The 22,888-nt window shown below is 34.6% G+C and carries 25 protein-coding genes; 18 read left to right on the top strand and 7 right to left on the bottom strand.

All coding sequences use genetic code 11. The features are described from left to right. Positions 1-3 precede the first annotated feature (3 nt). Together DM800_RS01880 and DM800_RS01875 are read right to left on the bottom strand one after the other, a co-directional pair. Entirely contained in the window at positions 4-1,005 is a 1,002-nt protein-coding gene (locus DM800_RS01880; RefSeq protein ID WP_147786286.1) for an LLM class flavin-dependent oxidoreductase, read from the bottom strand. 105 nt (positions 1,006-1,110) lie between these two features. Then, positions 1,111-1,302 carry a DUF3896 family protein gene (locus DM800_RS01875; protein ID WP_048543153.1) on the bottom strand — a complete coding sequence of 64 codons (192 nt, stop codon included), beginning with the start codon at positions 1,300-1,302 and terminating at the stop codon, positions 1,111-1,113. A 239-nt stretch (positions 1,303-1,541) separates the two neighbouring features. Between DM800_RS01875 and DM800_RS01870 the strand changes: the two genes are divergently transcribed. Beyond that, positions 1,542-3,005, top strand: a complete 1,464-nt coding sequence (locus DM800_RS01870) for a flavin monoamine oxidase family protein (protein WP_098649353.1) — start codon at positions 1,542-1,544, stop codon at positions 3,003-3,005. An 84-nt stretch (positions 3,006-3,089) separates the two neighbouring features. After that, positions 3,090-3,674, top strand: a complete 585-nt coding sequence (locus tag DM800_RS01865) for a GNAT family N-acetyltransferase (RefSeq protein ID WP_048543150.1) — start codon at positions 3,090-3,092, stop codon at positions 3,672-3,674. Between the two features lie 24 nt (positions 3,675-3,698). Here the strand turns inward: DM800_RS01865 and DM800_RS01860 are convergent, their stop codons facing one another. Next, complete coding sequence (locus DM800_RS01860; RefSeq protein ID WP_147786285.1) at positions 3,699-4,601, bottom strand: aldo/keto reductase; 903 nt, start codon at positions 4,599-4,601, stop codon at positions 3,699-3,701. Between the two features lie 165 nt (positions 4,602-4,766). On the opposite strand from DM800_RS01860, the gene DM800_RS01855 reads away from it, so the two are divergent. Beyond that, positions 4,767-5,717, top strand: coding sequence for a CobW family GTP-binding protein (locus tag DM800_RS01855; RefSeq protein ID WP_000613417.1), 951 nt, complete (start codon positions 4,767-4,769; stop codon positions 5,715-5,717). Between the two features lie 97 nt (positions 5,718-5,814). Here the strand turns inward: DM800_RS01855 and DM800_RS01850 are convergent, their stop codons facing one another. Then, the gene (locus DM800_RS01850; protein ID WP_088063105.1) at positions 5,815-6,285 is read right to left on the bottom strand and encodes a GNAT family N-acetyltransferase; all 471 of its coding nucleotides are present in this window, start codon (positions 6,283-6,285) and stop codon (positions 5,815-5,817) included. A 135-nt stretch (positions 6,286-6,420) separates the two neighbouring features. Then, positions 6,421-7,371 carry a metal ABC transporter substrate-binding protein gene (locus tag DM800_RS01845; RefSeq protein ID WP_147786284.1) on the bottom strand — a complete coding sequence of 317 codons (951 nt, stop codon included), beginning with the start codon at positions 7,369-7,371 and terminating at the stop codon, positions 6,421-6,423. A gap of 267 nt (positions 7,372-7,638) precedes the next feature. Here DM800_RS01845 and DM800_RS29055 point away from each other — a divergent pair, with 267 nt between their 5' ends. The 3 genes from DM800_RS29055 (at position 7,639) to DM800_RS01835 (ending at position 9,544) form a co-directional block, all read left to right on the top strand. Continuing rightward, entirely contained in the window at positions 7,639-7,788 is a 150-nt protein-coding gene (locus tag DM800_RS29055; RefSeq protein ID WP_000540925.1) for a hypothetical protein, read from the top strand. A 115-nt stretch (positions 7,789-7,903) separates the two neighbouring features. Continuing rightward, positions 7,904-8,563 (top strand): oxidoreductase, encoded by a 660-nt coding sequence (locus DM800_RS01840; RefSeq protein WP_048559679.1) that lies wholly within the window; start codon positions 7,904-7,906, stop codon positions 8,561-8,563. A gap of 489 nt (positions 8,564-9,052) precedes the next feature. After that, a complete protein-coding gene (locus tag DM800_RS01835; RefSeq protein ID WP_098115773.1) occupies positions 9,053-9,544 on the top strand; it encodes a DinB family protein in 492 nt (163 codons plus the stop codon). A 297-nt stretch (positions 9,545-9,841) separates the two neighbouring features. Here the strand turns inward: DM800_RS01835 and namA are convergent, their stop codons facing one another. After that, a complete protein-coding gene (gene namA / locus DM800_RS01830; protein WP_147786283.1) occupies positions 9,842-10,879 on the bottom strand; it encodes an NADPH dehydrogenase NamA in 1,038 nt (345 codons plus the stop codon). A gap of 133 nt (positions 10,880-11,012) precedes the next feature. On the opposite strand from namA, the gene DM800_RS01825 reads away from it, so the two are divergent. The 6 genes from DM800_RS01825 to DM800_RS01800 all read left to right on the top strand — a co-directional run bounded on the left by DM800_RS01825 (position 11,013) and on the right by DM800_RS01800 (position 15,879). Continuing rightward, positions 11,013-11,465: a methylated-DNA--[protein]-cysteine S-methyltransferase gene (locus tag DM800_RS01825; protein WP_046959201.1), complete on the top strand. Its 453-nt coding sequence runs from the start codon at positions 11,013-11,015 to the stop codon at positions 11,463-11,465. Between the two features lie 7 nt (positions 11,466-11,472). Then, positions 11,473-12,477: a DUF2628 domain-containing protein gene (locus DM800_RS01820; protein ID WP_370512858.1), complete on the top strand. Its 1,005-nt coding sequence runs from the start codon at positions 11,473-11,475 to the stop codon at positions 12,475-12,477. An 84-nt stretch (positions 12,478-12,561) separates the two neighbouring features. Next, complete coding sequence (locus tag DM800_RS01815) at positions 12,562-14,223, top strand: peptide ABC transporter substrate-binding protein (protein WP_088063109.1); 1,662 nt, start codon at positions 12,562-12,564, stop codon at positions 14,221-14,223. A gap of 57 nt (positions 14,224-14,280) precedes the next feature. Further along, the gene (gene fosB / locus DM800_RS01810) at positions 14,281-14,697 is read left to right on the top strand and encodes a FosBx1 family fosfomycin resistance bacillithiol transferase (RefSeq protein WP_088063110.1); all 417 of its coding nucleotides are present in this window, start codon (positions 14,281-14,283) and stop codon (positions 14,695-14,697) included. Between the two features lie 12 nt (positions 14,698-14,709). After that, the gene (locus DM800_RS01805; protein WP_147786281.1) at positions 14,710-15,255 is read left to right on the top strand and encodes a short-chain dehydrogenase; all 546 of its coding nucleotides are present in this window, start codon (positions 14,710-14,712) and stop codon (positions 15,253-15,255) included. Positions 15,256-15,267: 12 nt separating this feature from the next. Continuing rightward, on the top strand, positions 15,268-15,879 hold the full coding sequence (locus DM800_RS01800) for a phosphoserine phosphatase 1 (RefSeq protein WP_097906695.1): 612 nt from the start codon (positions 15,268-15,270) through the stop codon (positions 15,877-15,879). A gap of 45 nt (positions 15,880-15,924) precedes the next feature. On the opposite strand, the gene exsB is transcribed toward DM800_RS01800, so the two are convergent. Continuing rightward, complete coding sequence (gene exsB, locus DM800_RS01795; RefSeq protein ID WP_097906694.1) at positions 15,925-16,503, bottom strand: exosporium protein ExsB; 579 nt, start codon at positions 16,501-16,503, stop codon at positions 15,925-15,927. 181 nt (positions 16,504-16,684) lie between these two features. On the opposite strand from exsB, the gene cotH reads away from it, so the two are divergent. The 6 genes from cotH to DM800_RS01765 all read left to right on the top strand — a co-directional run bounded on the left by cotH (position 16,685) and on the right by DM800_RS01765 (position 22,888). Next, positions 16,685-17,761: a spore coat protein CotH gene (gene cotH / locus DM800_RS01790; RefSeq protein ID WP_088063416.1), complete on the top strand. Its 1,077-nt coding sequence runs from the start codon at positions 16,685-16,687 to the stop codon at positions 17,759-17,761. A 105-nt stretch (positions 17,762-17,866) separates the two neighbouring features. Next, the gene (locus DM800_RS01785; RefSeq protein ID WP_147786280.1) at positions 17,867-18,484 is read left to right on the top strand and encodes an NUDIX hydrolase N-terminal domain-containing protein; all 618 of its coding nucleotides are present in this window, start codon (positions 17,867-17,869) and stop codon (positions 18,482-18,484) included. Between the two features lie 104 nt (positions 18,485-18,588). Then, on the top strand, positions 18,589-19,191 hold the full coding sequence (gene uptA / locus DM800_RS01780) for an undecaprenyl phosphate transporter UptA (protein WP_000881203.1): 603 nt from the start codon (positions 18,589-18,591) through the stop codon (positions 19,189-19,191). Positions 19,192-19,287: 96 nt separating this feature from the next. Beyond that, positions 19,288-20,667: a putative polysaccharide biosynthesis protein gene (locus tag DM800_RS01775; RefSeq protein ID WP_147786279.1), complete on the top strand. Its 1,380-nt coding sequence runs from the start codon at positions 19,288-19,290 to the stop codon at positions 20,665-20,667. A gap of 184 nt (positions 20,668-20,851) precedes the next feature. After that, positions 20,852-21,793: a magnesium transporter CorA family protein gene (locus tag DM800_RS01770; RefSeq protein WP_000932392.1), complete on the top strand. Its 942-nt coding sequence runs from the start codon at positions 20,852-20,854 to the stop codon at positions 21,791-21,793. A 198-nt stretch (positions 21,794-21,991) separates the two neighbouring features. After that, on the top strand, positions 21,992-22,888 hold the full coding sequence (locus DM800_RS01765) for a permease (RefSeq protein ID WP_000418724.1): 897 nt from the start codon (positions 21,992-21,994) through the stop codon (positions 22,886-22,888).

Genomic DNA, 22,888 nt, shown 5'->3' with positions numbered 1-22,888 from the left:
TCATTATAAATGAAAAGCATTTGCTAGTAAGCGATAAGAATTCAATTTATCTTCAAATCGATGAGTAATTGTGACAATCATAAATTCATCAGTATTGTACGCTTTGCTTAAGTTTACGATTTGTTCTTTCACAGAAGATGGATCACCGACGATCATACGTTGACGATTTTCTTTTATACGGAATAAATCATAAGCGCTGTATGAATAATTTTGTGCAGTTTCGATAGAAGGAGTACCAGTTGTACGCTTTCCTTGTTCTAGTAATAAGATTGATAAATCTAAACTAGAAACAATTTTTTCCGCCTCTTCATTCGTTTCTCCGCAAATAACAAAAATAGAGACGATTGATTTTGGTTTATCTCCTAAATAAGAAGGTTGGAACTGTTCTTGATAAGCAGTCATTACTTCAGGGCCACCGTATCCGTTAATGAACTGTGCGAATGCAAAAGAAGCACCTTGTTTTGCGGCAATCATTGCACTCTCTCCGCTAGAACCAAGCATCCACATCTCGGGAGATGTTGGAATGACAGGAGTAGCCTTTAAATTTGCATAATGATGGTTTTCTGGTACTTGATCATGTAAGTACATTGCAACATCTGCAATTTGTTCTGGGTATTGATCAAGTGAGACCATTTTGCCTTCTTGAAGTGCGCGAGTTGCAATTGGCATACCACCAGGTGCTCTGCCGACACCAAGATCAATACGATTTGGATAAAGCGCTTCTAAAACACGGAAATTCTCAGCAACTTTATATGGGCTATAGTGCGGCAACATAACACCACCTGAACCCACTCTCATACGATCTGTTTTTGCTGCAATATGTGAAATAAGTATTTCAGGACTTGAACCAGCAAGGCTGACAGAGTTGTGATGCTCCGATACCCAAAAGCGTGTATATCCGAGTTTTTCAACTTCTTGCGCAAGTGTAACTGTATGTGAAAAAGCTTGGGCTGCTGTACTACCATCTGAAATAGGTGATTGGTCTAATACGCTTAATTTGATCATAGAATATACCTCTCAATCTTAATGTACATCCTATTATATATTTACTTACGAAAAATGCGTAATAAAATGCTCAAAATAAAAAGTGGATAAATTCTATATTTACTTTTAACGAGAAAATCCTCGTTCATAATGATTCATTTCGGCTAAATTTAATATATATTCGTAGTTATCAATCTCAAGTTTTAGTTGTTCACGCTCTTTTTTAGATAGATGCTTACAACTAAGTTTGTTGCATAGTTGTTGTTTCTTTTCTTCTAAATACTTCTTTGTAGCGTGGTAGTCGTAAGTTTGTTTCATTTTTAACCACTCCTTCTTTGCTGTTGCTATATTATACGAAGCGTGAAGAGGTGTGAAAGCTAACTCTTATGTACTTTTAGTGAATATTCCTCTTTCTATGTTGTTATGTTTATAGGAATTTATGAATAAAATGCACTAAACCACTAATGCCCATAAAAGCCCGATTGGTTCAACTATAATCAGTAGGGGAAGACCCCCCACTGATTATAGTTTCACTTTATGAAGTAAGGGGTGGAATTGTGCAGAAAGATATAATGTATAACACTGAGATGGATGAAACGTTAAAAGTTATAAATAAAGGGTTAAAGAAGACGACTCGTCCGAAGCGAATTATAGTAGTAGGGGCCGGTATGGCTGGGTTGGTTTCGGCATCTTTATTAAAAGCTGCAGGACATGATGTGAAGATTTTTGAAGCAAACAACCGGGTAGGTGGCCGCATAGAGACGGTTAGAATGGAAGATACCGGATTATATTTAGATGTTGGGGCAATGAGAATTCCGTATTCGCACACATTAACGATGGCATATATAAGAAAATTCGGGCTACAGGTAAGCCCTTTTATTAATAGGAATGAGACAGATATCGTTTACGTAAATGGCCGAAAAACGACATTAAAACAATATGAAAAAGATCCAAGTATATTAAAGTATCCTGTGGAAATGAATGAAGTTGGGAAAACGTCTGAGGAGCTATTAATGTTAGCGGTGCAGCCCATTATAAATTTTATAAAAAAGAACCCAGAGAAAAATTGGGATATTGTAGTAAAGGATTTTGGGAGATACTCTACAGGACAATTTTTAAAGTATTACCCTTATCAATATAATACTTACTTTTCACCAGTAACAATCGAGATGATTGGTGTTTTATTAGATTTAGAAGGTTTTTTGGAAAGGTCATTTGTTGAGACGTTACGCTTTTTATATATTATGCAAGTGGAGAGTGGATTTTGTGAAATAGTAGGCGGGAATGATAGATTACCGAAGTCCTTTTTACCACAATTAGAAGAAAATATTATATATAATCAAAAATTAATGAAGCTACAACAACATGATAATGGTGTGACAGCTTTCTATCGAAACGAGGAAACTTTTGAGTATAGTAGTATTACAGGGGATTTAGTTATTATTACAATTCCATTTTCGACAATGCGCTTTGTGGAAGTAGATCCATTTAATTCTATATCTCATGAAAAATGGAAAGCGATTCGTGAATTGCATTATATGCCAGCGACGAAAATAGGAATTCAATTTAAAAGTCGATTTTGGGAAGAACAAGGACAATTAGGTGGCAGAATTATAACGGATTTACCAATTCGTTACGCCTATTATCCAAGTCACGGAATTGGAGAAAAAGGACCTGCTATGATGTTAGGAAGCTATACATGGTCTTATGATGCGTTGTTATGGGATGGGTTATCAAAAGGTGATCGTATTTATTACACACTACAAAATTTAGCGACCATATTAGGCGGTCAAGTATATGATGAGTTCATGTCTGGCATATCAAAAAGTTGGACATTGGATCCATATGCACTTGGAGGATTTGCGCTATTTCAGGCAGGTCAAGAATCTGAGCTACAACCAGCGATTATAAAACCAGAGGGGAGATTATACTTTGCAGGTGATCATACAACGTTATATCACGGATGGATACAAGGTGCAATTGAATCTGGAGTTCGTGTAGCGGTAGAGGTAAATAATTAAAATGTATAAAATTCAGAAATTTCTTTACTGTATAGTTTGAGATGGATATTATTATATATAAAAGAATTAAAAGGAGTGTTGAAAGTGAATCCGTTATTATTTGATTTTCCTTCTGAATTTTATACTGATAGGCTATTTATTCGAATGCCGAAACCGGGTGACGGTAAATCTGTATACGATGCAATTCAAGCTTCTATGAAAGAATTAAAACCTTGGATGGTTTTTGCACAAAAAGAGCAAACAGAGGAAGAAGTAGAAGTGAGCATTAGAAAATCGCATATTCAATTTTTACAGCGTGAGGATTTAAGATTACTAGTTTTTTCGAAAGAAACAGGTGAATTTATTGCATCAGCTGGATTGCATCGTATTAATTGGGATATACCTCAATTTGAAATTGGGTATTGGATTGATTCAAGGTTTAGTGGAAAGGGTTATATGGTAGAGGCTGCAAAGGGTATAACAGATTATGCTTTTTCTGAGCTGAAAGCAAATCGCGTAGAAATTCGATGTGATTCTTTAAATAAGAAGAGTAGAGCGATACCTGAGAAATTAGGATTTAAGTTAGAAGGTACATTGGAAAGTGCGAGTGTAGCGGTAGATGGAAATGGATTAAGGGATATGTGTGTATTTGCCATGACTAGAAATACATATGAAAAAGAAGAGCTGTAAAGAAACAGCTCTTCTTTTTGTGTATTATGGTACAGGATGTCCATTAGAGCTTTCGAAAATTGTAAACCATTGTTGACGATCTAAATTAACTTTTGTAGCAAGGGCGGCTGTTTTAACACGATCTAATTTACCAGATCCAACGATTGGCATCATGTTAGCTGGATGAGCAAGCAGCCATGCATACATAACTGTATCGATGCTAGTAACATCTAGTTCAGTAGCAACCTTCTGTAAAGTTTCACGTAAACGTACAGCACGTTCTGATTGACCAGTAAAGATTTCTCCGCCAGCAAGAGGCGACCAAATCATAGGATTGATTCGCTTTTCTTGGCATAAATCAATTGTCCCTTTTTCGAAATGTTCAAGCTGCATCGCAGATACTTCAATTTGATTTGTAATGAGCGGGAAATCTAAATAAGAACTTAACATATTAAACTGTGAAGGTAAAAAGTTAGATACACCGAAGTGATGGACTTTTCCTTCTTGCTTTAAGCGTGAGAACGCTTCTGCTACTTCATTTGGATCCATAAATGGATCAGGGCGATGAATGAGCAGTACATCAATATAATCTGTATGTAAGTTTTGTAGTGAGTCTTCCGCGCTTTTTATTATATGTTCAGCACTCGTATTGTAGTGCGCAACATATCTCTCTGGAAATTTTGGTGATGGGGGAGCGATTCCGCATTTTGTGATAATTTGCATGTCTTCGCGTAAGGAAGGCTTGAGTTGTAACGCTTCTCCAAATAATCCTTCACACGTATATCCGCCATAAATATCAGCATGATCGAAAGTAGTAATTCCAATATCCATACAAGCTTCCATAAAAGAAAGTAACTCTTGCTTTGGCATATTCCATTCTGCTAAACGCCAAAAACCTTGAATAATACGAGAAAATTCTAGTGTTTCGGCCATTTGAACTCGTTCCATTATAAGTACCTCCTTGATGAATGAATCATTTTTTGAAAAGGCTTTCTTGCTACATATTATTATATAGTTACAGTGTCGTACATACAATAAATATGTTTTGCTACAAAAACGATTTTCTCTATATGCTATAATGTAAAAACATATAGCTATAAGGAGATGTACGAAATGATTCCAGTAACAATATTAACTGGTTTTCTTGGATCAGGGAAAACGACATTATTAAATCGCATTTTATCAGAAAATCACGGTCATAAATTAGCAGTGATTGTAAATGAAATAGGACAAATTGGTATTGATAATCAGCTGATTATGAATGTCGAAGAAGAGATTATGGAGATGACGAATGGATGTTTATGTTGTACTGTACGTGAAGATTTACTAGTCGCTTTAAAACAATTACTGGACGTAAAAGCAGAAGGTAAAATGGAATTTGATGGATTAGTAATTGAAACGACTGGTCTTGCAAATCCAGGTCCGATTATTCAAACATTCTTTTTAGATCCTGTGATTCAATCTGCATACCAAATTAACGGCGTTGTAACAGTAGTAGATAGTTATCATATACATAAACATTTTGAAAAAGGACTAGAAGCAAAGGAACAAATTGCATTTGCTGATGTCGTTTTAGTAAATAAATTAGATTTAGTGGATGAAAGTGAAAAGGAAAATCTATTGCAGGAACTGCAAGGTATTAACCCAACTGCAAAGTTAATCGAGGCGACTAACTGTGATGTAGATATTCCATCGTTACTACAAATTCAAACGTTTAAAACGAAAGATACGTTACAAATTTATCCTCATAAAGAGCATAATCATTTAGAAGGGGTAAAGTCGTTTGTACTACGCGAAGAGCGACCGTTAGATTTACAAAAACTAAATGAGTGGATGTCAGCTGTCGTTCAAGAGCTAGGGGAGTATTTATATCGCTACAAAGGAATTTTATCGATTGATGGAGTAGATAAACGTATCGTTTTCCAAGGTGTGCATACACTGTTTGCTGCATCATATGATAGAGAGTGGCAAGAGGGCGAAGAACGAGTAAGTGAAGTTGTGTTTATCGGAAAAGATATTAATAAAGAATGGTTCCAAGAACATTTCGGGGAGTGTGTGAAATAAGTCTGCATATATTGCAGGCTTATTTTTTTAACTTAACTAAGTATTTTGTAGAAAAATGCTAGATTGCAAAAAACGAAGGATAATAAAAAGCCTGTTTTCACAGGCTTGTATGTTCATCTAATAGTAACTCCATTACAACACCTACAACTGGACCTTCGTCATCAATATCACCATTTAAACGGAAACCAAATGACTCGTATAATCCCATTGCGAGTTTGTTGTCTGGATGTAAACTTAAATAAATTATTTTACATTCAAATTTATCTTGTAAGAATTGAATGAGTATGCGAAGGAAACGTTTTGCGTATCCTTTTCCTTGATATTGCTCGTCAATCATAAAGCGATCTAACCACACACTTTTACGTTTTTCCCAATACCATCCATACATTGCGTATCCTACAAGTGTTTCTCCATCATATAAACCTACTGACGTTCCGTTTCCCTCATATAATGATTCTGCTAGAGAAAACGCATTGCTTTCAATAAATTGCTGCTGGTCTTTTGCGACGTTTAAAGCAGCTACCGAACGCCAATTTTTTGCTGTAACTTCACAAATGTGAAGAGTCATAATTCCAACTCACCTTCTAAATTAATATAGCTTAAAAGCTAATATGGATAATTTTACTTGTTATTTTGGTCAAGTCAAGTAAGAACAAATAAAAAAGAAGCTGAATGACATATTCAGCTTCTTTTAAAAATTTGATTAGTTAGTAGCTTCTTTTAATGTATTTACGTTTTCTTCCATTAAAGTGAAGTAATCTTTATTGCTCTTCGCATCATCTTCAGAAATAGTAGCAAGATGATTTAAGCGTAAAATTTTTGTACCCGTCTCTTTTTGAATTACGGACGCTACCTTTGGTGTAGAGAATGTTTCAAATAAAATATATTGTAGATTATGTTCTTTTACTGTTTTTGTAATGTCAGCAAGCTGTTTTTGAGATGGTTCATTAGAAGCTGAAATACCAGCGATAGCAATTTGTTTCAGGCCATAGCGTTGTTCCCAGTATCCATAAGCCGCATGAGAAACTAAAATGTCTTTCGTTTTTGCATTCGCAACAGCTGCTTTAAATTGATCATCTAAATCAGTAAATTTTGTTTGCAGTGCTGCGAAATTTTTTTCGAACTCTTGTTTATGATCAGGCTGTAATTCTACAAGTGCATTTTTAATTTTTTCTGCCTGTTTCATTGCTAGAGTAGGGTCTAACCAAATGTGTGGGTCTTTATCGTGATGATGTTCATCCTCTTTATGGCCGTCTCCGTGATCATGATACTCTTCTTCAGTAGAAGTACGCAGTTCAATACCTTTTGATGCATTTACAATTTTAACATTTTCTTTTTGTAATGCTTTTTCCATTTTTTCAGCAAATGGTTCTAATTCAGCGCCGTTATAAACGAATAAATCGGCTTTTGCAACTTGTACTGTTTGTTTTTGACTTGGTTCAAATGTATGTGAATCTGCACCAGGTGGGTAAATCGCTTCAACAGTTACATAGTCGCCACCAATTTTTTTTGCAAAATCTGCAAGAGGAAAAATAGTAGTATAAACAGTTAGCTTTCCGTCTTTCTTGGCATTACCTTCTTTTTTATTTGAGCAGCCAGTAAAAATTAAAGTGAAAATAAGTAAGAATGAAAATATAGTCAATCTTTTAGGCATGAAGTTCTCCTCTTTTCTTTTTTTACGGATATATTTTCCCCAATTATAGAAGAAAAATATCATTTTAATACAAAACGGAATAATTACGTTTTAGTTTGCGAACTTAGTATAATACATCTTTTATAAAGTTGCAATAAATAATAATCATTCCGATTTGTTTTTGTTATAAAGTTGTCAAATTTGGATGTGTTATTTTTAGGAATGCATGCATATGTGACAACGCTACGTTCATATATTTGAAAGGAGGGTGTAGAGGGGGATGAGTGTTTGGGTTACTTAATGGAAGCTATTTTATTGATATTAGCGGTAGTATTACCATTAGCATTAGTCTTAATTTTTTTAAGAAGATTAATAAGTAATTTAGGAGATGCATCAACAGTAACAAAATTGCGAGAGAAAGATGAGAAAAAAGAGTGAGTAAAGCACTATGCGTACGCATAGTGCTTTACTTGTGGTAAAATGAGAGCAGGAAACTCCTAAAAGTTGTATTTTACTGAAGGAGAGAAAAGTAAAATAAGAGGTATATGCATATATGAATAAGCGAACAGCGTTAGTACTTGGTGCAAGTGGTTTAGTTGGACAAGAGATAACGCGTCTATTACTTGAATCAGATTACTACGATTCGGTTACTATTTTTGTAAGGGAACCAATGCAATGGCAACATGAAAAATTACAGCAAAAGCAAATAGATTTTTCGATGTTAGAGGAATATAAAGAGTTTTTTGCTGTAGATGACGTATTTAGTTGTCTAGGAACAACAATCAAAAAAGCAAAAACAAAGGCAAATTTCAAAAAGGTAGATTATGAATATACGTTACGAGCTGCTTGTTTAGCTGAAAAACAAGGAGTACAAAATTTCCTTGTTGTGTCTTCAATGGGAGCAAAACCTAAATCGTTTTTCTTTTATTCGCAAGTTAAAGGGAGAATGGAAGAGGAATTACAAAAGTTAGTCATTGGTGGTATTCACATTTTTAGGCCATCTTTATTAGTAGGAAATCGACAAGAATTTCGTTTCGGTGAACGAATGGCTGAAAAGTTATCTCGTATCATTCCTTTTATATTTAAAGGGGCTTTCAAAAAGTATAAACCAATTTCAGCGAAAGATGTGGCGAAAGGGATGTATATAACTGCATTGAGAGAAGAAACGGGTATTTATATTTATAACTCAAATGAAATTACAACGATAGAATAAAAAACGTGAAAAATGGCATGTATTAAAAATCAAGTTTGAATCTTGAATGAATAGTAAATACATGTAGTTTAGCAATTATAAGAAAGTAAAAAAGGAGTGGGAAGCCCACTCCTTTTTTACGATAATTTATTATGCAAATCGCATTCTTATCCCGCTATTTGTGGACAGCAAAACCCCCGCGGATTAAAGTTTTACTTTATACGTCTCCAACTCTAGTACGACAAGTGACCTCGTTTATTGCAATGCTATTTTTAGAGTCGTATTATACTAACGGATGATTTCATCTTATAAGAATGTTTCACTTCATTTGAAAATATACTACTATCATATATCCATTGTTTGTAATGCCAATAAATCAAATAGAATATACTTTCTATTTGGAAATAATCTGTTTGAGTAAAATCTGAAGGGAATTGGGTTCCGAAGATATAAAAGTCCTATATGTACTACTCCGTATTTTTGGGAGATTTGCAAAAGGAGGATATAAGAATGAGTAAAAAAGAAATGTTGCAAAATGGAATTAAGCAAGTGTTTTACGAAGAAGAATGGTATCCACCTTTATCAGACGCGTTAAAGCACCTTACTGCTGCACAAGCATGTTGGCAACCAGAAGGAGAGGCTAGTAATACGATTTGGGAAAATGTAAACCATTTACTTATCTTTAAAGAACGCTTACTTGCCCGCTTGCATCAAGATGAAACATTTGTGGCGCCACAAAATAATGATGAAACGTTTGTCCAAGGTGGACGTAATGATGAGAGGGATTGGCAACAAACAGTGTTGCGAACAATTCAAGTGCATGATGCCTTACAATCTGCATTAATATCCCTTCAAGAAGCAGAACTAAATCAATTAACTCCTTCTCTACCAATTTGGCAACAATATATGAACATCCTTTTGCACGATGCTTATCATACCGGGCAAATTGTGCAACTTCGCAAGCTTCAAGGTTCATGGCCAGCGCATCGTTCTTATTTGTAAATGATACTTAAAATTGTTGGAGTTATAAACGAAACAAACGAATTAATATGTAGAATACTACTATATGAAAAAACAATTTCTCACTTAATCTGAGGAATTGTTTTTTTTCGTAATCATGATTGTGGAATTCGATTTTTAACCCTGTCACATATTCAGAAAGGGAGATAAATACATAAAAAAATAGGTGTATCAAGCAAAATGTTGATCCACCTTAAAACGATATTATGAAATAACATACGTTATCTTATAGTATACTTTTTATTCCTCTAGATTCAGTAGTACATATTATTCTCGGTTTTATTTATTTGTATGGAGTTTCCCCGGTGCTCGTTTGTATTGATACGGTTCTTCTAACTCAAAACTAAGTTCATTGGCGGCTATTCTTGGAAAGTAAGGATTGCGAAGTAACTCACGTCCGATAAAAATTAAATCTGCTTCGTTATTATTTAAAATTTGTTCTGCCTGTACTCCAGTCGTAATCAAACCAACAGCCCCAGTTGCAATGTTAGCATGTTCTTTAATATGTTTAGCATATTGCACTTGATACCCGGGATATACATCGATGTGTGCCGGAACAACAGCTCCAGAACTACAATCAATTAAATCTACTCCTTGTTCTTTCATCCAGTTTGTATATGGAACGTAATCTTGAACCGTTAAACCGTCAGGATGATAATCGTTTGCTGAAATACGAACAAATAACGGTCCGTTCCAAACTTCATTTATTGAGTCAATGATTTCACGTAAGAAACGATAGCGATTTTCAGGTGAACCTCCATATTCATCGGTCCGTTTATTAGAAAGTGGAGAAAGAAATTCATTAATAAGATAACCGTGAGCGCCGTGTATTTCAATAACGTCAAATCCAGCTTGTTTGGATCGTATTGCAGCCTCTTGAAAAGCTAATATGGTCTTTTTTATTTGCTGTATACTCATTTCTACTGGGATTTTCATAGTTTCATTAAACGGAATTGCGGATGGAGCGAGAGCATCCGTTTCTAATTCAGCTTTTCTTCCGGCGTGAGCAAGTTGAATGGCGGCTTTTGCGCCGTTATCATGTATAAAAGTTGTCGTTTTATGTAAGCCTTCAATTAGGTTATCATCCCATATACCTAGGTCTTTATTAGAAATTCTTCCTTCAGGTAACACGGCTGTTGCTTCGATCATAACTAAACCAACTTGACCAGCAGCTCTTGTTCCGTAATGAACGTGATGGAAATTAGTTACTTGGCCATCCTCGTTTTCTGATGAATACATGCACATAGGTGACATAACGATACGGTTTTTTAATGTAACGTCCTTAATTGTATAAGGTGAAAAAAGTTCAGAATTCATCTAATAGCCTCCTAGATTGAATTTTCTTACATTGTATCATTCTTGTTTTTGTTTCCCTAATAAAACGCTTATACGAAAAATTTTGTCTATTCGTGTTACAATAATTAATATGAATTGAATTGGAGGATGACATATGTACCAGGCTTATTATGAAAGTGAATTAGGCTTGCTGGAAATTACAGCGAACGATAAAGGAATTACGTCTGTTATATTTGTTGATGAGAGACAAGAAGAACATAAAAATGAAATAATAGATCAATGTATAAATGAGCTAGATGAATATTTTAAGGGGAAAAGAAAAGAGTTCACAGTCCCGCTATCTGCTGAGGGAACAGTATTTCAAAAAAATGTATGGGATGCGCTTTATACTATCCCTTATGGCGTAAGTGCTTCATATTTAGATATTGCAGAGAAGGTTGGAAATACGAAAGCTGTACGGGCGATAGGAGGGGCAAATAGTCGGAATCCAATTTCAATAATCGTTCCATGTCACCGTGTAATAGGAAAGAGTGGAAAGCTTGTTGGATATGCTGGTGGTTTATGGAGGAAAGAGTGGTTATTAAAACACGAAGGTATTTTGAAATGACGTATGGATGGGAAGAGGGATTGTTTTGAAATGTATAAATTGTGGGCAACCTTGCGAGGAGGAACAGTTAAATTGTGCAAGTTGTCAGCGAAAGTTGGATAATGAACAAGGTGAAAGTAGCTCGTTAATAGATAAAGAACTAGAAGTATATGTAGGGAGACAATATCCGTATTACAAAAGGAAATGGGAGCTTGAGAATAAGCGGATTGCTAGGTGGAGCTGGAATGGTTGGGCAACTATTTTCAATATAGGTTGGCTTGGATATCGTAAGTACTATTTACCGGCAGCATTATTTGTATTGTTATTAGTAGCGTGTGATGCGTTTTCTTATTATATGGGTTTCAATGTAGCACTGCCAATCATTAATATGGTGCCTCTTACGTTTTTATTACTCATTTTTATTCTGTTTGGAATGGGGATTTTTGCAAATGGATTATACTATCAATTTGTGGAAAGACGTATATACCGAATAAAAGCAAGAGAAATAAAAGATAAATCAGTTGAAAACTATCTTATCCATGATAGCGGCGGAACGAGCAAAATGGGAGCGACAATTGTTACTATTTTAGCAGTTGCTAGCATATTTTTTAGTCATTTCTTTTTTCCGACTGATCGAGACGTTATACAAAAGGTTCGTACAAGCTCGCTTTATGAATATCCTTTCTTTTCAATAGGTGAATCTTTCGAAAATTATTTTCAAAATTCAGATTGGATATATTATCGTGGAACGGAAGGGTTAGAATTAGTAGAATTCCAAGGATATAACGCGGGAGCACCAAGACAAAAGGTGACGATTCAATTTGTTGTCGATTATAAATTGGGTGAAGTGGAACCGTACTCGCTTACGGTTAATGGTGAATCTAAAAATGAAGAAGAGTTTTTGAAGATGATGGACGAAATATTTAAGGTTCAAAATCCATTTGATATAGAGGATGGATTACAAGTAAATGCGATTCAAAAAAGCGGCTGGAAAGAAACTTCCGACCGCTTTTTTCTATGTTTGTTAAAATAAATATTTAAAATAATCAGAATCTTTTGTATAATGAAATATATTATACAAGATTTAACTTATACATATAGATTGGGGGAAGGAAGAATGAAGAGAAAGACAACAACAATTGCTGCACTTGCGTTAACGACGAGTGTATTGGTTGCAGGATGTGGGAATGGTGAGAAGGCTTCGACAACGAAGAAAGAATCGAATAAGGAAATGGCAGATAAACAAGTTTTAAATTTGCTAGAAACAGCTGAAATTCCTTCAATGGATACATCTAAATCAACGGATTCTGTATCTTTCCGTGTATTTGTAAATGCAATGGAAGGTTTATATCGTCTAGATAAAGATAATAAACCAACACCAGGCATGGCAAAAGATGTGAAGATTAGTGAAGATAAAAAGACATATACATTTGAATTACGTGATGCGAAATGGTCAAATGGTGATCCAGTTCGAGCACAAGATTTTGTATATGCATGGCAACGTACATTAGATAAAGCAATAGCGGCAGAATATGCATTCATTTTATTTGATGTGAAAAATGCACAGAAAGTAAATAAAGGAGAATTACCATCAGATCAATTGGGTGTTAAAGCGAAGGATGATAAAACGTTGGTAGTAGAATTAGAGCAACCAGCACCTTATTTTCTTGAGCTTACGTCGTTCCCTACATTTTTCCCATTAAATGAAAAATATGTGAAAGAGCAAGGAGATAAATACGGATTAGAAGCAGATAAATTATTATATAATGGACCATTTACAATGAGTCAATGGAAACATGAACAAAATTATCAGTTAAAGAAAAATCCTAATTATTGGGATAAAGATACTGTAAAGTTAGACGAAATTAATGTAAGTATTGTGAAGGAAACAAGCACTGGAGTAAATTTATATGATAGTGATCAAGCAGATCGAGTTATTTTAACTTCTGAATTTGTTGATAAATATAAAAAGAATAAGCCAGATGAATTTAAAACGAAGTTAGATCCACGTATGTATTTCTTGCGTTTTAACCAAAAAAATGCAACATTTAAAAACCAAAAAGTACGTGAAGCGATTGATTTAGCATACGATAAAAAAGGAATTGCTGATGTCATTTTAAATGACGGTTCTTTGCCAGCATATTTCTTAGTACCTGAAAAATTCACGACAGGTCCGGATGGAAAAGACTTCCGCTCTGTAAATAAAAACTTCCGTGATAGTAAAGATAACGCAGCGAAAGCAAAAAAATTATGGGAAGAAGCGAAGAAAGAGCTTGGTCAAGATACAATTACGGTTGAATTACTAAATGATGATAATGGTAGCCGTAAAAAAGTAGGCGACTTTATTAAAGAAGAATTAGAGAAAAACTTACCTGGTATTAAAGTGAATTTGAAACAGCAACCATACAAGCAGAAGCTAGATTTAGAAAAGAAATTCGAATATGAATTCTCATTATCTGCATGGAGCCCTGACTATCCAGATCCAATGACTTATATTGATATGTTTGTTACTGGAAGCTCATTTAATGAAATGAATTATTCTAATCCGAAGTATGATGATTTAGTAGCGAAATCAAAAGGAGAGCTATTAAAAGATGATAAAGCACGCTGGAATGCACTTGCGGAAGCTGAAAAAATCTTAATTGGTCAAGATGCTGCCATTTCTCCTACGTATCAACAAAGCACAGCTTATTTAGAGAAGCCGTTTGTAAAAGGTATTGCTAATCATACGTTTGGCGGGGACTTCAGTTATAAATGGGCATATATTACAAAAAAATAGTAAAATAAAAGGTGAGTGAATTTTCGCTCATCTTTTTTGTATAAGGAGGAATTATAGTTGTTAAGGGGAATCAATCATCTTTGTTTTTCAGTGTCTAATTTAGAAAACTCTATTATGTTTTATGAAAAAGTATTAGGGGGAGAATTATTAGTTAAAGGGAGGAAATTGGCGTATTTTAACATATGTGGAGTATGGATAGCACTTAATGAAGAGAAACATATTCCGAGAAATGAGATTCATCAATCTTATACGCACATTGCATTTTCTGTTGAACAAGAAGACTTTGAACGTCTAATACAGCGATTAGAAGAAAATGATGTTCATATTTTACAAGGAAGAGAACGGGATGTAAGAGATTGTGAGTCTATATATTTTGTTGATCCTGATGGACATAAGTTTGAGTTTCATTCAGGGACATTGCAAGACCGAATTAATTATTATAGGGAAGATAAACCTCATATGACATTTTACTAAGGGGGGAAGAAGTTGCATGCGTTAGTAATTGGTGGAACGGGAATGCTAAAGAGGGTGTCTATGTGGCTTTGTGAGCAAGGGTTTCATGTTTCTATTATTGGAAGAGATGAAGTGAAATTAGAAAATGTTAAACGGGAGAGTACCACACCTGAAAGTATCACATGCCTTCTGTTAGATTATCATCATGATGACGATGTAAAGTTAGCTATTAAAAACACAATTGAGAGGAATGGCCCAATAACATTGGTTGTCGCATGGATACACTCAAGTGCAAAGGATGCATTATCACTCATTTGTAGAGAATTAGACTTGTCGTCTGAAACATACAACGTTTTTCATATTTTAGGCAGTAAAGCGTCGAGAATAGCCTCACAAAAAATAGGCGGTACGCGATGTAGCTATCATAGAATAATATTAGGTTTTATATTAGAAGATACATACGGAAGATGGCTTACTCATGAAGAAATATCGGATGGAGTAATAAAAGGAATTGAAAGTAAATGTGATGAATGGATTGTAGGACGAGTAGAACCGTGGGAATTGCGGCCGACATGGTAAGGGGGAATTGAAGTGAAGACAACGGTATATGTAACAAGGCATGGTGAAACGGAATGGAATGTAGAGAAACGAATGCAAGGCAGGAAAAATTCTGCTTTAACTGAAAATGGTATGTTACAAGCTAAGCAATTAGGAGATCGAATGAAAGATTTATCTATCGATGCGATCTATAGTAGTCCGAGTGAAAGAACCCTTCATACTGCAGAGTTAATAAAGGGCGAACGTGATATACCGATAATCGCGGATGAGCATTTCTATGAAATTAACATGGGTATATGGGAAGGACAGACAGTCGATGATATAGAAAGGCAGTACCCAGACGAAATACAGTTGTTTTGGTATGAGCCACATCTTTTCCAGTCAACATCGGGAGAAAATTTTGCGGCTGTTCATAAAAGGGTAATGGATGGGATACAGCTTCTTTTAGAAAAGCATAAAGGAGAAAGTATATTAATTGTTTCCCATGCGGCAGCGGCAAAACTACTTGTAGGACATTTTGCGGGTATTGAAATAGAAAATGTATGGGATGATCCATTTATGCATAGTGCTAGTCTAAGTATAATAGAATTTGAAGAAGATAAAGGTGAAGTGAAGCAATTTGCAGATATAAGTCATTTTCAATGAACGTAAAAAAGGCCGCAAAACGGCCTTTTTTTGTAGGCATAAAAACTAGCGATTACGTTTTTTATACCAGAAGTGATCGAATTTCTTGTTTTTGCAAGATGGGAATTTATGTCCGCCTTTGCAATCATTCCATTTGTGCCCGTCATCGTGACAGTCTTTACCATGATCACATGAATCATCGCAAGAGTGACCGTGTCCGTGAGGGAAGAATTCGCATTTTTTACAGAAACTTCGTTTTGTCCAGAAAAATTTCTTTTCAAAGCGTATGCATTTTGTAACGAAAGTACAATGTTTTCTGCGAGTACGTTTTGTAACTAAAACGCATTCTTTTCTACGCGTTACTTTCGTAACAAATGTCCATTTTTGAACACGTACACGAGTACATTTCGTAACAAATGTCCATTTTTTTACATGCGTACATTTTGTAACGAACGTACAATGTTTCACGCGAGTACATCTTGTTCTTGGACATTTACCCCCAGTTGTACATTTACATCCAGTTGTACAATTATGATGAGTGAATTTATCATCATCGCATTCAAAAGTACTTGGATCTTGGTGTAAGAAATCCTCCATCCCAGCACTTTTGATTTCTTCAACCGCTTTTCTAATATCACGTTTCATAGAAATCCTCCTTATCATGTATTAAGTTGAAAAGGTATTCTTTTTCCTTAACATGATATGAGATATGACGTCTTTCTGAACAGGACAAGAGTGTAATTTTATATAAATAGATGATAGCGGATGTATGGACAAGGCAAGGTGCATACATTGAATGAAGAGAACTGAGAAGGGATGGGGAAATATGCTACCTTCATATGATTTTTTTATTCATCCAATGAACTTAGTGGAGTTGAAAAAAGAAATTTGGTCAGATAGTCCAGTGCCAGCAAAATTAACTTATGGAAAAAAGAAGTATGACATTGATATCGTATACCGAGGCGCTCATATTCGTGAATTTGAGAAAAAGTCTTATCATGTTATGTTTTATAAACCGAAAAAATTTCAAGGTGCGAAAGAGTTTCATTTAAATTCTGAGTTTATGGATCCGTCTCTCATACGAAATAAATTATCTTTAGATTTTTTTCATGATATTGGTGTACTTTCACCAAAATCACAACATGTATTTATAAAAATTAATGGTCAAATTCAAGGTGTATATTTACAGTTAGAATCAGTTGATGAAAACTTTTTGAAAAATAGAGGATTACCGAGTGGTTCTATTTATTATGCGATAGATGATGATGCGAATTTTTCTTTAATGAGTGAGAGAGATAAAGATGTTAAGACTGAGCTCTTTGCGGGTTATGAATTTAAATATTCGAATAAAAATAGTGAAGAACAGCTGAGTGAATTTGTATTTCAAGCGAATGCTTTGTCGAGGGAAGCTTATGAAAAAGAAATTGGAAAGTTTTTGCATGTTGATAAATATTTACGATGGTTAGCTGGCGTTATTTTTACACAAAACTTTGATGGTTTCGTTCATAACTATGCACTATATCATAACGATGAAACAAATTTATTTGAAGTGATACCGTGGGATTATGATGCGACTTGGGGGCGAGATGTACAAGGGAGACCACTTAATCATGAGTATATTCGTATCCAAGGTTATAACACGTTAAGTGCAAGATTGTTAGATATACCTGTATTTAGAAAACAATACCGAAGCATTTTGGAAGAAATATTAGAAGAACAATTTACCGTTTCATTTATGATGCCGAAAGTAGAAGGTTTGTGTGAATCGATTCGCCCATATTTACTACAAGATCCATATATGAAAGAAAAATTAGAAACATTTGATCAAGAAGCTGATATGATTGATGAATATATAAATAAAAGAAGAAAGTATATACAAGACCACTTACATGAATTGGATTAATTTTGAAAGAGATTGGAACATTATCAATCTCTTTTTTTGTATAATAAAGATGTATCAATTGAATTGAAGTAATATTTACTTAATAAAGAATGGAGATGTGGAAACATGACAGTTAAGTGGGTTGATTGGGTAAAACAAATACAATCTATAGCTCAAGCGGGTTTAACGTATTCTAAAGATGTGTATGATATAGAGCGTTTCCAACAATTACGGGATATTTCCATTTCAATGATGTCACATTATACAAAGACAGATTGGGAAATAGTAGAGAAGTTATTTGCAAGTGAGACAGGCTATCAAACACCTAAAGTTGATATAAGAGCAGTCATTTTTCAAAATGAAAAGTTATTATTTGTGAAAGAAAAAAGTGATGGGAAATGGGCATTGCCAGGTGGATGGGCCGATATCGGTTATACGCCAACAGAAGTAGCAGCAAAAGAAGTTTTAGAGGAGACGGGTTATGAAGTAGATGATTTTAAGCTACTCGCTATATTTGATAAAGAAAAACATCAACCATCGCCTTCAGCAACACACGTATATAAAATTTTTATTAGCTGTAAGATTATTGGTGGCGAAAAGAAAACTAGTATTGAAACAGAAGATGTGGAGTTTTTTGGTGAGAATGAATTGCCTAATTTATCGATTGCTAGAAATACAGAAGAGCAAATTAAAGAAATGTTTGCCTACATGAAAGAACCTCAAAAAGAAACATTAATAGATTAATTATGCTTATGCCGATAATATTGTTGAAATGAAGATATTGGCAGAATGCGACCTTTATGTAATAATGGGATGGTATGTGAAGAAAAAAGGAGATAGAAAATAAAATGTTAGCAAGCATAATAGATCAGTTATTGCAATTTTTTGCAAGCTTAGGTTACTTTGGAGTAGCGCTAGCTTTAATGATTGAAATTATCCCGAGTGAGATTGTACTTTCGTATGCTGGATTTTTAGTAGCGGATGGTAAAATTAGTTTTGTTGGTGCAGTTATCGCCGGAACTATTGGTGGTACTTTAGCCCAAATCTTTTTATACTGGCTTGGATATTACGGAGGGCGTCCGGTTGTAGAGAAATATGGGAAATATCTACTTATTAATAAACACCATTTAGACATAGCAGAAGGTTGGTTTAAGCGTTACGGAGCAGGAGTAATCTTTTCTGCACGCTTTATCCCAGTCGTACGTCATGCAATCTCTATTCCAGCAGGATTAGCTAAAATGCCGTTAAAACTATTTACACTATATACAGTAGTTGCGATTATTCCATGGTCAATACTATTTATATACTTAGGTGAAAAGCTTGGTGGAAATTGGCGACACATTAAAGAGTATGCATCTGATTACACACATTACATAATTATAGGAGCTGTTCTCTTTGTTGCTCTATACTTCGGTTTAAAGTATTTAAAAAAGAAAAAAGCAGCGCGTTAAAGTCAATGATTTTTCATTGGCTTTTTTATTTGTTTCGGTTCTAAAAAAAAGGAGTTGTCCATAATGTGTAATAATAAAGCGTAGCGGAGGAATGTGATGAAAGGGTCACCGTTTATACGTGGAACGATATTTTTAACGATGGCAACGATGATATCTAAAATGTTAGGATTTATATATGTTATACCATTTACAGCAATGGTTGGTACGAGTGGGTACGTTTTATACACATATGCATATCGTCCTTATACGATTATGCTCAGCATTGCGACGATGGGACTACCACTTGCCGTTTCAAAAATGGTATCAAAATATGATCAACTGAATGATTATCATACGGTTAAGAGAGTGCTAAAGAGCGGTATCTTTTTTATGTTAATAATGGGAGTAATCTCATGTTTTACGCTATATATATTAGCTCCACATTTAGCTAAACTTGTAATCGATGGAAATGATCAAACAGGGAATAGTGTAGCAGCGGTCACTACTAATATCCAAATTGTAAGTTTTGCGTTAATACTTGTACCGGTAATGAGTTTATTAAGGGGATTCTTTCAAGGGTTTCAATCGATGGGGCCTTCTGCTTTAAGTGTAGTTGTTGAGCAGTTTTTTCGGGTCTTAACCATTTTAATAGGAAGCTTTGTCGTTTTATATATTTTAAAAGCTTCTGTCTCGCTAGCTGTTGGTATTTCAACGTTCGGTGCTTTTATGGGAGCGATAGGTGGATTAACAGTTCTAAGTGCGTATTACATAAGGAGGAGAAAGCACTTAAAGAAAAAAGAGATGGCAAGTATACCGCAAACAACGAAATCTTTCTTCTCACTGTATAAGGAGCTCTTTACATATTCAATACCGTTTGTTGTGGTTGGTTTAGCAATTCCGTTGTATCAGACGATTGATACATTTACAATTAATAAACTACTTATACAAATAGGGTATATGCAAGGAGAAGCGGAGAAGATAAATGCAATAATTGGTCTTGTTCAGATGGTTGTACTCATCCCAGTTTCCGTTGCGACTGCTTTTAGTATGTCTCTCGTACCTGAGATGACAAAAGCCTATACAGCAGGGAATGTGAAGTTACTGTACAAACATTTTACGAGAACGAATGTATTAGTAGTAGGTATTACGGTACCAGCGGCGATTGGAATGATGTTGTTAGCAAAACCAGTATATACTCTTTTATTTGGTGCCGGAAATGATCCGGAGATGGGGAGAGTTATTTTACAGTATTATGCTCCTGCCTGTATACTATTTTCGCTTTTTACAGTAACAGCTGCGATGTTACAAGGAATTAACCAACAACAGAAAACAGTGCTAGGATTAGTAATTGGCATTATTGTAAAGATAGTTTTAAATATCGTATTGCTTCCGTATTTGGATTATGTAAGTTTTATTATTTCAACATACGCTGGTTATACGATTTCAGTTGGCTTTAACTTGTGGATGCTTTCTAAATATGTTATAAAGGCAACATAAGCTTTTTAAGGCAGAGAGCACTCTGTCTTTTTCTTTGTTTAGAATATTTTTCTTATAAAAACGTTTTCAAAATAATTTTTCTATTGAAATTTAAACGTATGTTTCATATGCTGAGAATGGCGGTTCAAAAACTGTTATGTAAGAGAGGTAGATTCCTACATGTAAAAAGAATCGGGGTGATAGTATGTTAAATATTTATTTAACAGACCGAAACGGAAAACTACAAGAGGTTGAGGAAATGCAAAAGGGTTGCTGGATTAATGTACTTCATCCAACGGAAGAAGAAATTCAATATCTAGTACAAACTTTAAATGTAGACTTAGATTTCATTAAAGACCCTTTAGATGATGAAGAACGCTCTCGTATTGAAAAGGAAGACAATAATACCTTAATAATCGTGGATATTCCAACAGTTAGACATGATGAAGAAGGAAATTCGATTTATGACACGATTCCAATAGGTATGATTGTAATGCCAGATTGCTTTGTGACAATTTGTTTAGAAGAAAACCCAATTTTCGAACGCTTTATTAATCAACGTATTAAAGAATTTTATACGTTTAAAAAGACACGCTTTGCACTTCAGCTCTTATATACGATTTCTACTTATTATTTAAGATACTTAAAGCAAATTAACAGAAAAACAATCGATTTAGAGCATCAATTAAATAAGTCGATGAAAAATAAAGAGATTTTCACATTGCTAGGCCTTGAAAAAAGTTTAGTTTACTTTACAACATCATTAAAGGCGAATAAAATTGTAATTCAAAAATTAATGCGTAACAGTACATTTTTAAAAATGTATGAAGACGATCAAGATTTATTAGAAGATGTATTAATTGAAAATAAACAGGCTATTGAAATGGCGGAAATATATAGTCACATTTTAAGTGGAATGATGAATACTTTTAGCTCCGTTATATCAAATAATTTAAATAGTGTTATGAAACTGTTAACGTCTATTACAATCATTTTATCATTACCAACGATGGTTTCTAGTTTCTTTGGAATGAACGTAAAGGTTCCGTTTGAAGGGGAAGCACATGGTTTTGTAATTGTACTCATAATATGTGTAACACTATCTTTCACATTAGCATTTGTTTTTTGGAAGAAACGTTACTTTTAACGAGAAGAAAGCTGCTCTAGCATAGTTATATAACTGCGCTAGAGCAGCTTTTTTGCTATGAAATCGAAAGTTTTGAATAGAATATAACTTATAAAATGTAATGTATATGAAGGAAGTGAATTCCGTATAAGCCTTGTCCAATTCATAAAATGGGGTTAAAATTACATATTGTTAATGAAAAGTTGGAGGAAATACATCATGGAATTGTTTCAATTACCGAAAGCATTCCTGCAAATGAATACAATCTTTATCTCCATATTGATCGAAGCACTTCCTTTTGTGCTCATTGGTGTATTTATTTCAGGATTCATTCAAATGTTTGTGACAGAGGATATGGTAGCAAAATGGATGCCGAAAAACCGTTTTCTGTCTGTTTTAATGGCTACTTTTTTAGGTATGATGTTTCCAGGTTGTGAATGTGGAATCGTTCCGATTGTAAGACGGTTAATCGGAAAAGGGGTTCCACCATATGCCGGGATTGCATTTATGTTAACTGGGCCAATTATTAATCCGGTCGTATTATTTGCAACATACGTTGCCTTTGGAAGTAGTATGCACATGGTATGGTATCGTTCTATCGTAGCGATTATCGTAGCAATTATCGTTGGAATTATATTATCATTTATGTTTAAAGAACATCAATTACGAGATGATCACTTCCCAGAAGTGAATCATAAGCGTCCATTACGTAAAAAAATGTGGGATGTATGTACGCATGCTGTTGAGGAATTTTTCTCGATGGGAAAATATTTAGTATTAGGTGCGTTAATTGCAGCGGCAGTTCAAACGTTCGTACAAACTTCAACACTTCTTGCTATAGGACAAGGGCCGTTCTCTTCACCAGCTGTTATGATGGGACTAGCTTACATTTTATCACTTTGTTCAGAAGCGGATGCGTTTATTGCTTCGTCATTCCAAAGTACATTTTCAACAGCATCACTTGTCGCGTTCCTCGTATATGGACCGATGGTGGATATTAAAAATATGTTTATGATGCTTGCGACATTTAAAACGAAATTTGTAATTGTCGTTACAGTTACAGTTACACTTGTTGTTTATGCAAGCTCACTACTCATTTATGCGATGGGGTGGTAG

This window comes from Bacillus sp. AY18-3, assembly GCF_008042305.1.
In the GTDB taxonomy this organism is placed as follows: Bacteria; Bacillota; Bacilli; order Bacillales; family Bacillaceae_G; genus Bacillus_A; species Bacillus_A wiedmannii.
Note: the sequence above shows the minus strand (reverse complement) of the source record. Positions and strands in the feature narration are given on the sequence as shown.

Bases quoted from the DNA above. Each gene is read 5' to 3' on its own strand.
- DM800_RS01880 (WP_147786286.1), bottom strand. From the start codon at position 1,005: ATGATCAAATTAAGCGTATTAGACCAATCACCTATTTCAGATGGTAGT.
- DM800_RS01875 (WP_048543153.1), bottom strand. From the start codon at position 1,302: ATGAAACAAACTTACGACTACCACGCTACAAAGAAGTATTTAGAAGAA.
- DM800_RS01860 (WP_147786285.1), bottom strand. From the start codon at position 4,601: ATGGAACGAGTTCAAATGGCCGAAACACTAGAATTTTCTCGTATTATT.
- DM800_RS01855 (WP_000613417.1), top strand. From the start codon at position 4,767: ATGATTCCAGTAACAATATTAACTGGTTTTCTTGGATCAGGGAAAACG.
- DM800_RS01850 (WP_088063105.1), bottom strand. From the start codon at position 6,285: ATGACTCTTCACATTTGTGAAGTTACAGCAAAAAATTGGCGTTCGGTA.
- DM800_RS01845 (WP_147786284.1), bottom strand. From the start codon at position 7,371: ATGCCTAAAAGATTGACTATATTTTCATTCTTACTTATTTTCACTTTA.
- DM800_RS01840 (WP_048559679.1), top strand. From the start codon at position 7,904: ATGAATAAGCGAACAGCGTTAGTACTTGGTGCAAGTGGTTTAGTTGGA.
- DM800_RS01835 (WP_098115773.1), top strand. From the start codon at position 9,053: ATGAGTAAAAAAGAAATGTTGCAAAATGGAATTAAGCAAGTGTTTTAC.
- namA (WP_147786283.1), bottom strand. From the start codon at position 10,879: ATGAATTCTGAACTTTTTTCACCTTATACAATTAAGGACGTTACATTA.
- DM800_RS01825 (WP_046959201.1), top strand. From the start codon at position 11,013: ATGTACCAGGCTTATTATGAAAGTGAATTAGGCTTGCTGGAAATTACA.
- DM800_RS01820 (WP_370512858.1), top strand. From the start codon at position 11,473: ATGGGAAGAGGGATTGTTTTGAAATGTATAAATTGTGGGCAACCTTGC.
- DM800_RS01815 (WP_088063109.1), top strand. From the start codon at position 12,562: ATGAAGAGAAAGACAACAACAATTGCTGCACTTGCGTTAACGACGAGT.
- exsB (WP_097906694.1), bottom strand. From the start codon at position 16,503: ATGAAACGTGATATTAGAAAAGCGGTTGAAGAAATCAAAAGTGCTGGG.
- cotH (WP_088063416.1), top strand. From the start codon at position 16,685: ATGCTACCTTCATATGATTTTTTTATTCATCCAATGAACTTAGTGGAG.
- DM800_RS01785 (WP_147786280.1), top strand. From the start codon at position 17,867: ATGACAGTTAAGTGGGTTGATTGGGTAAAACAAATACAATCTATAGCT.
- uptA (WP_000881203.1), top strand. From the start codon at position 18,589: ATGTTAGCAAGCATAATAGATCAGTTATTGCAATTTTTTGCAAGCTTA.
- DM800_RS01775 (WP_147786279.1), top strand. From the start codon at position 19,288: ATGAAAGGGTCACCGTTTATACGTGGAACGATATTTTTAACGATGGCA.
- DM800_RS01770 (WP_000932392.1), top strand. From the start codon at position 20,852: ATGTTAAATATTTATTTAACAGACCGAAACGGAAAACTACAAGAGGTT.
- DM800_RS01765 (WP_000418724.1), top strand. From the start codon at position 21,992: ATGGAATTGTTTCAATTACCGAAAGCATTCCTGCAAATGAATACAATC.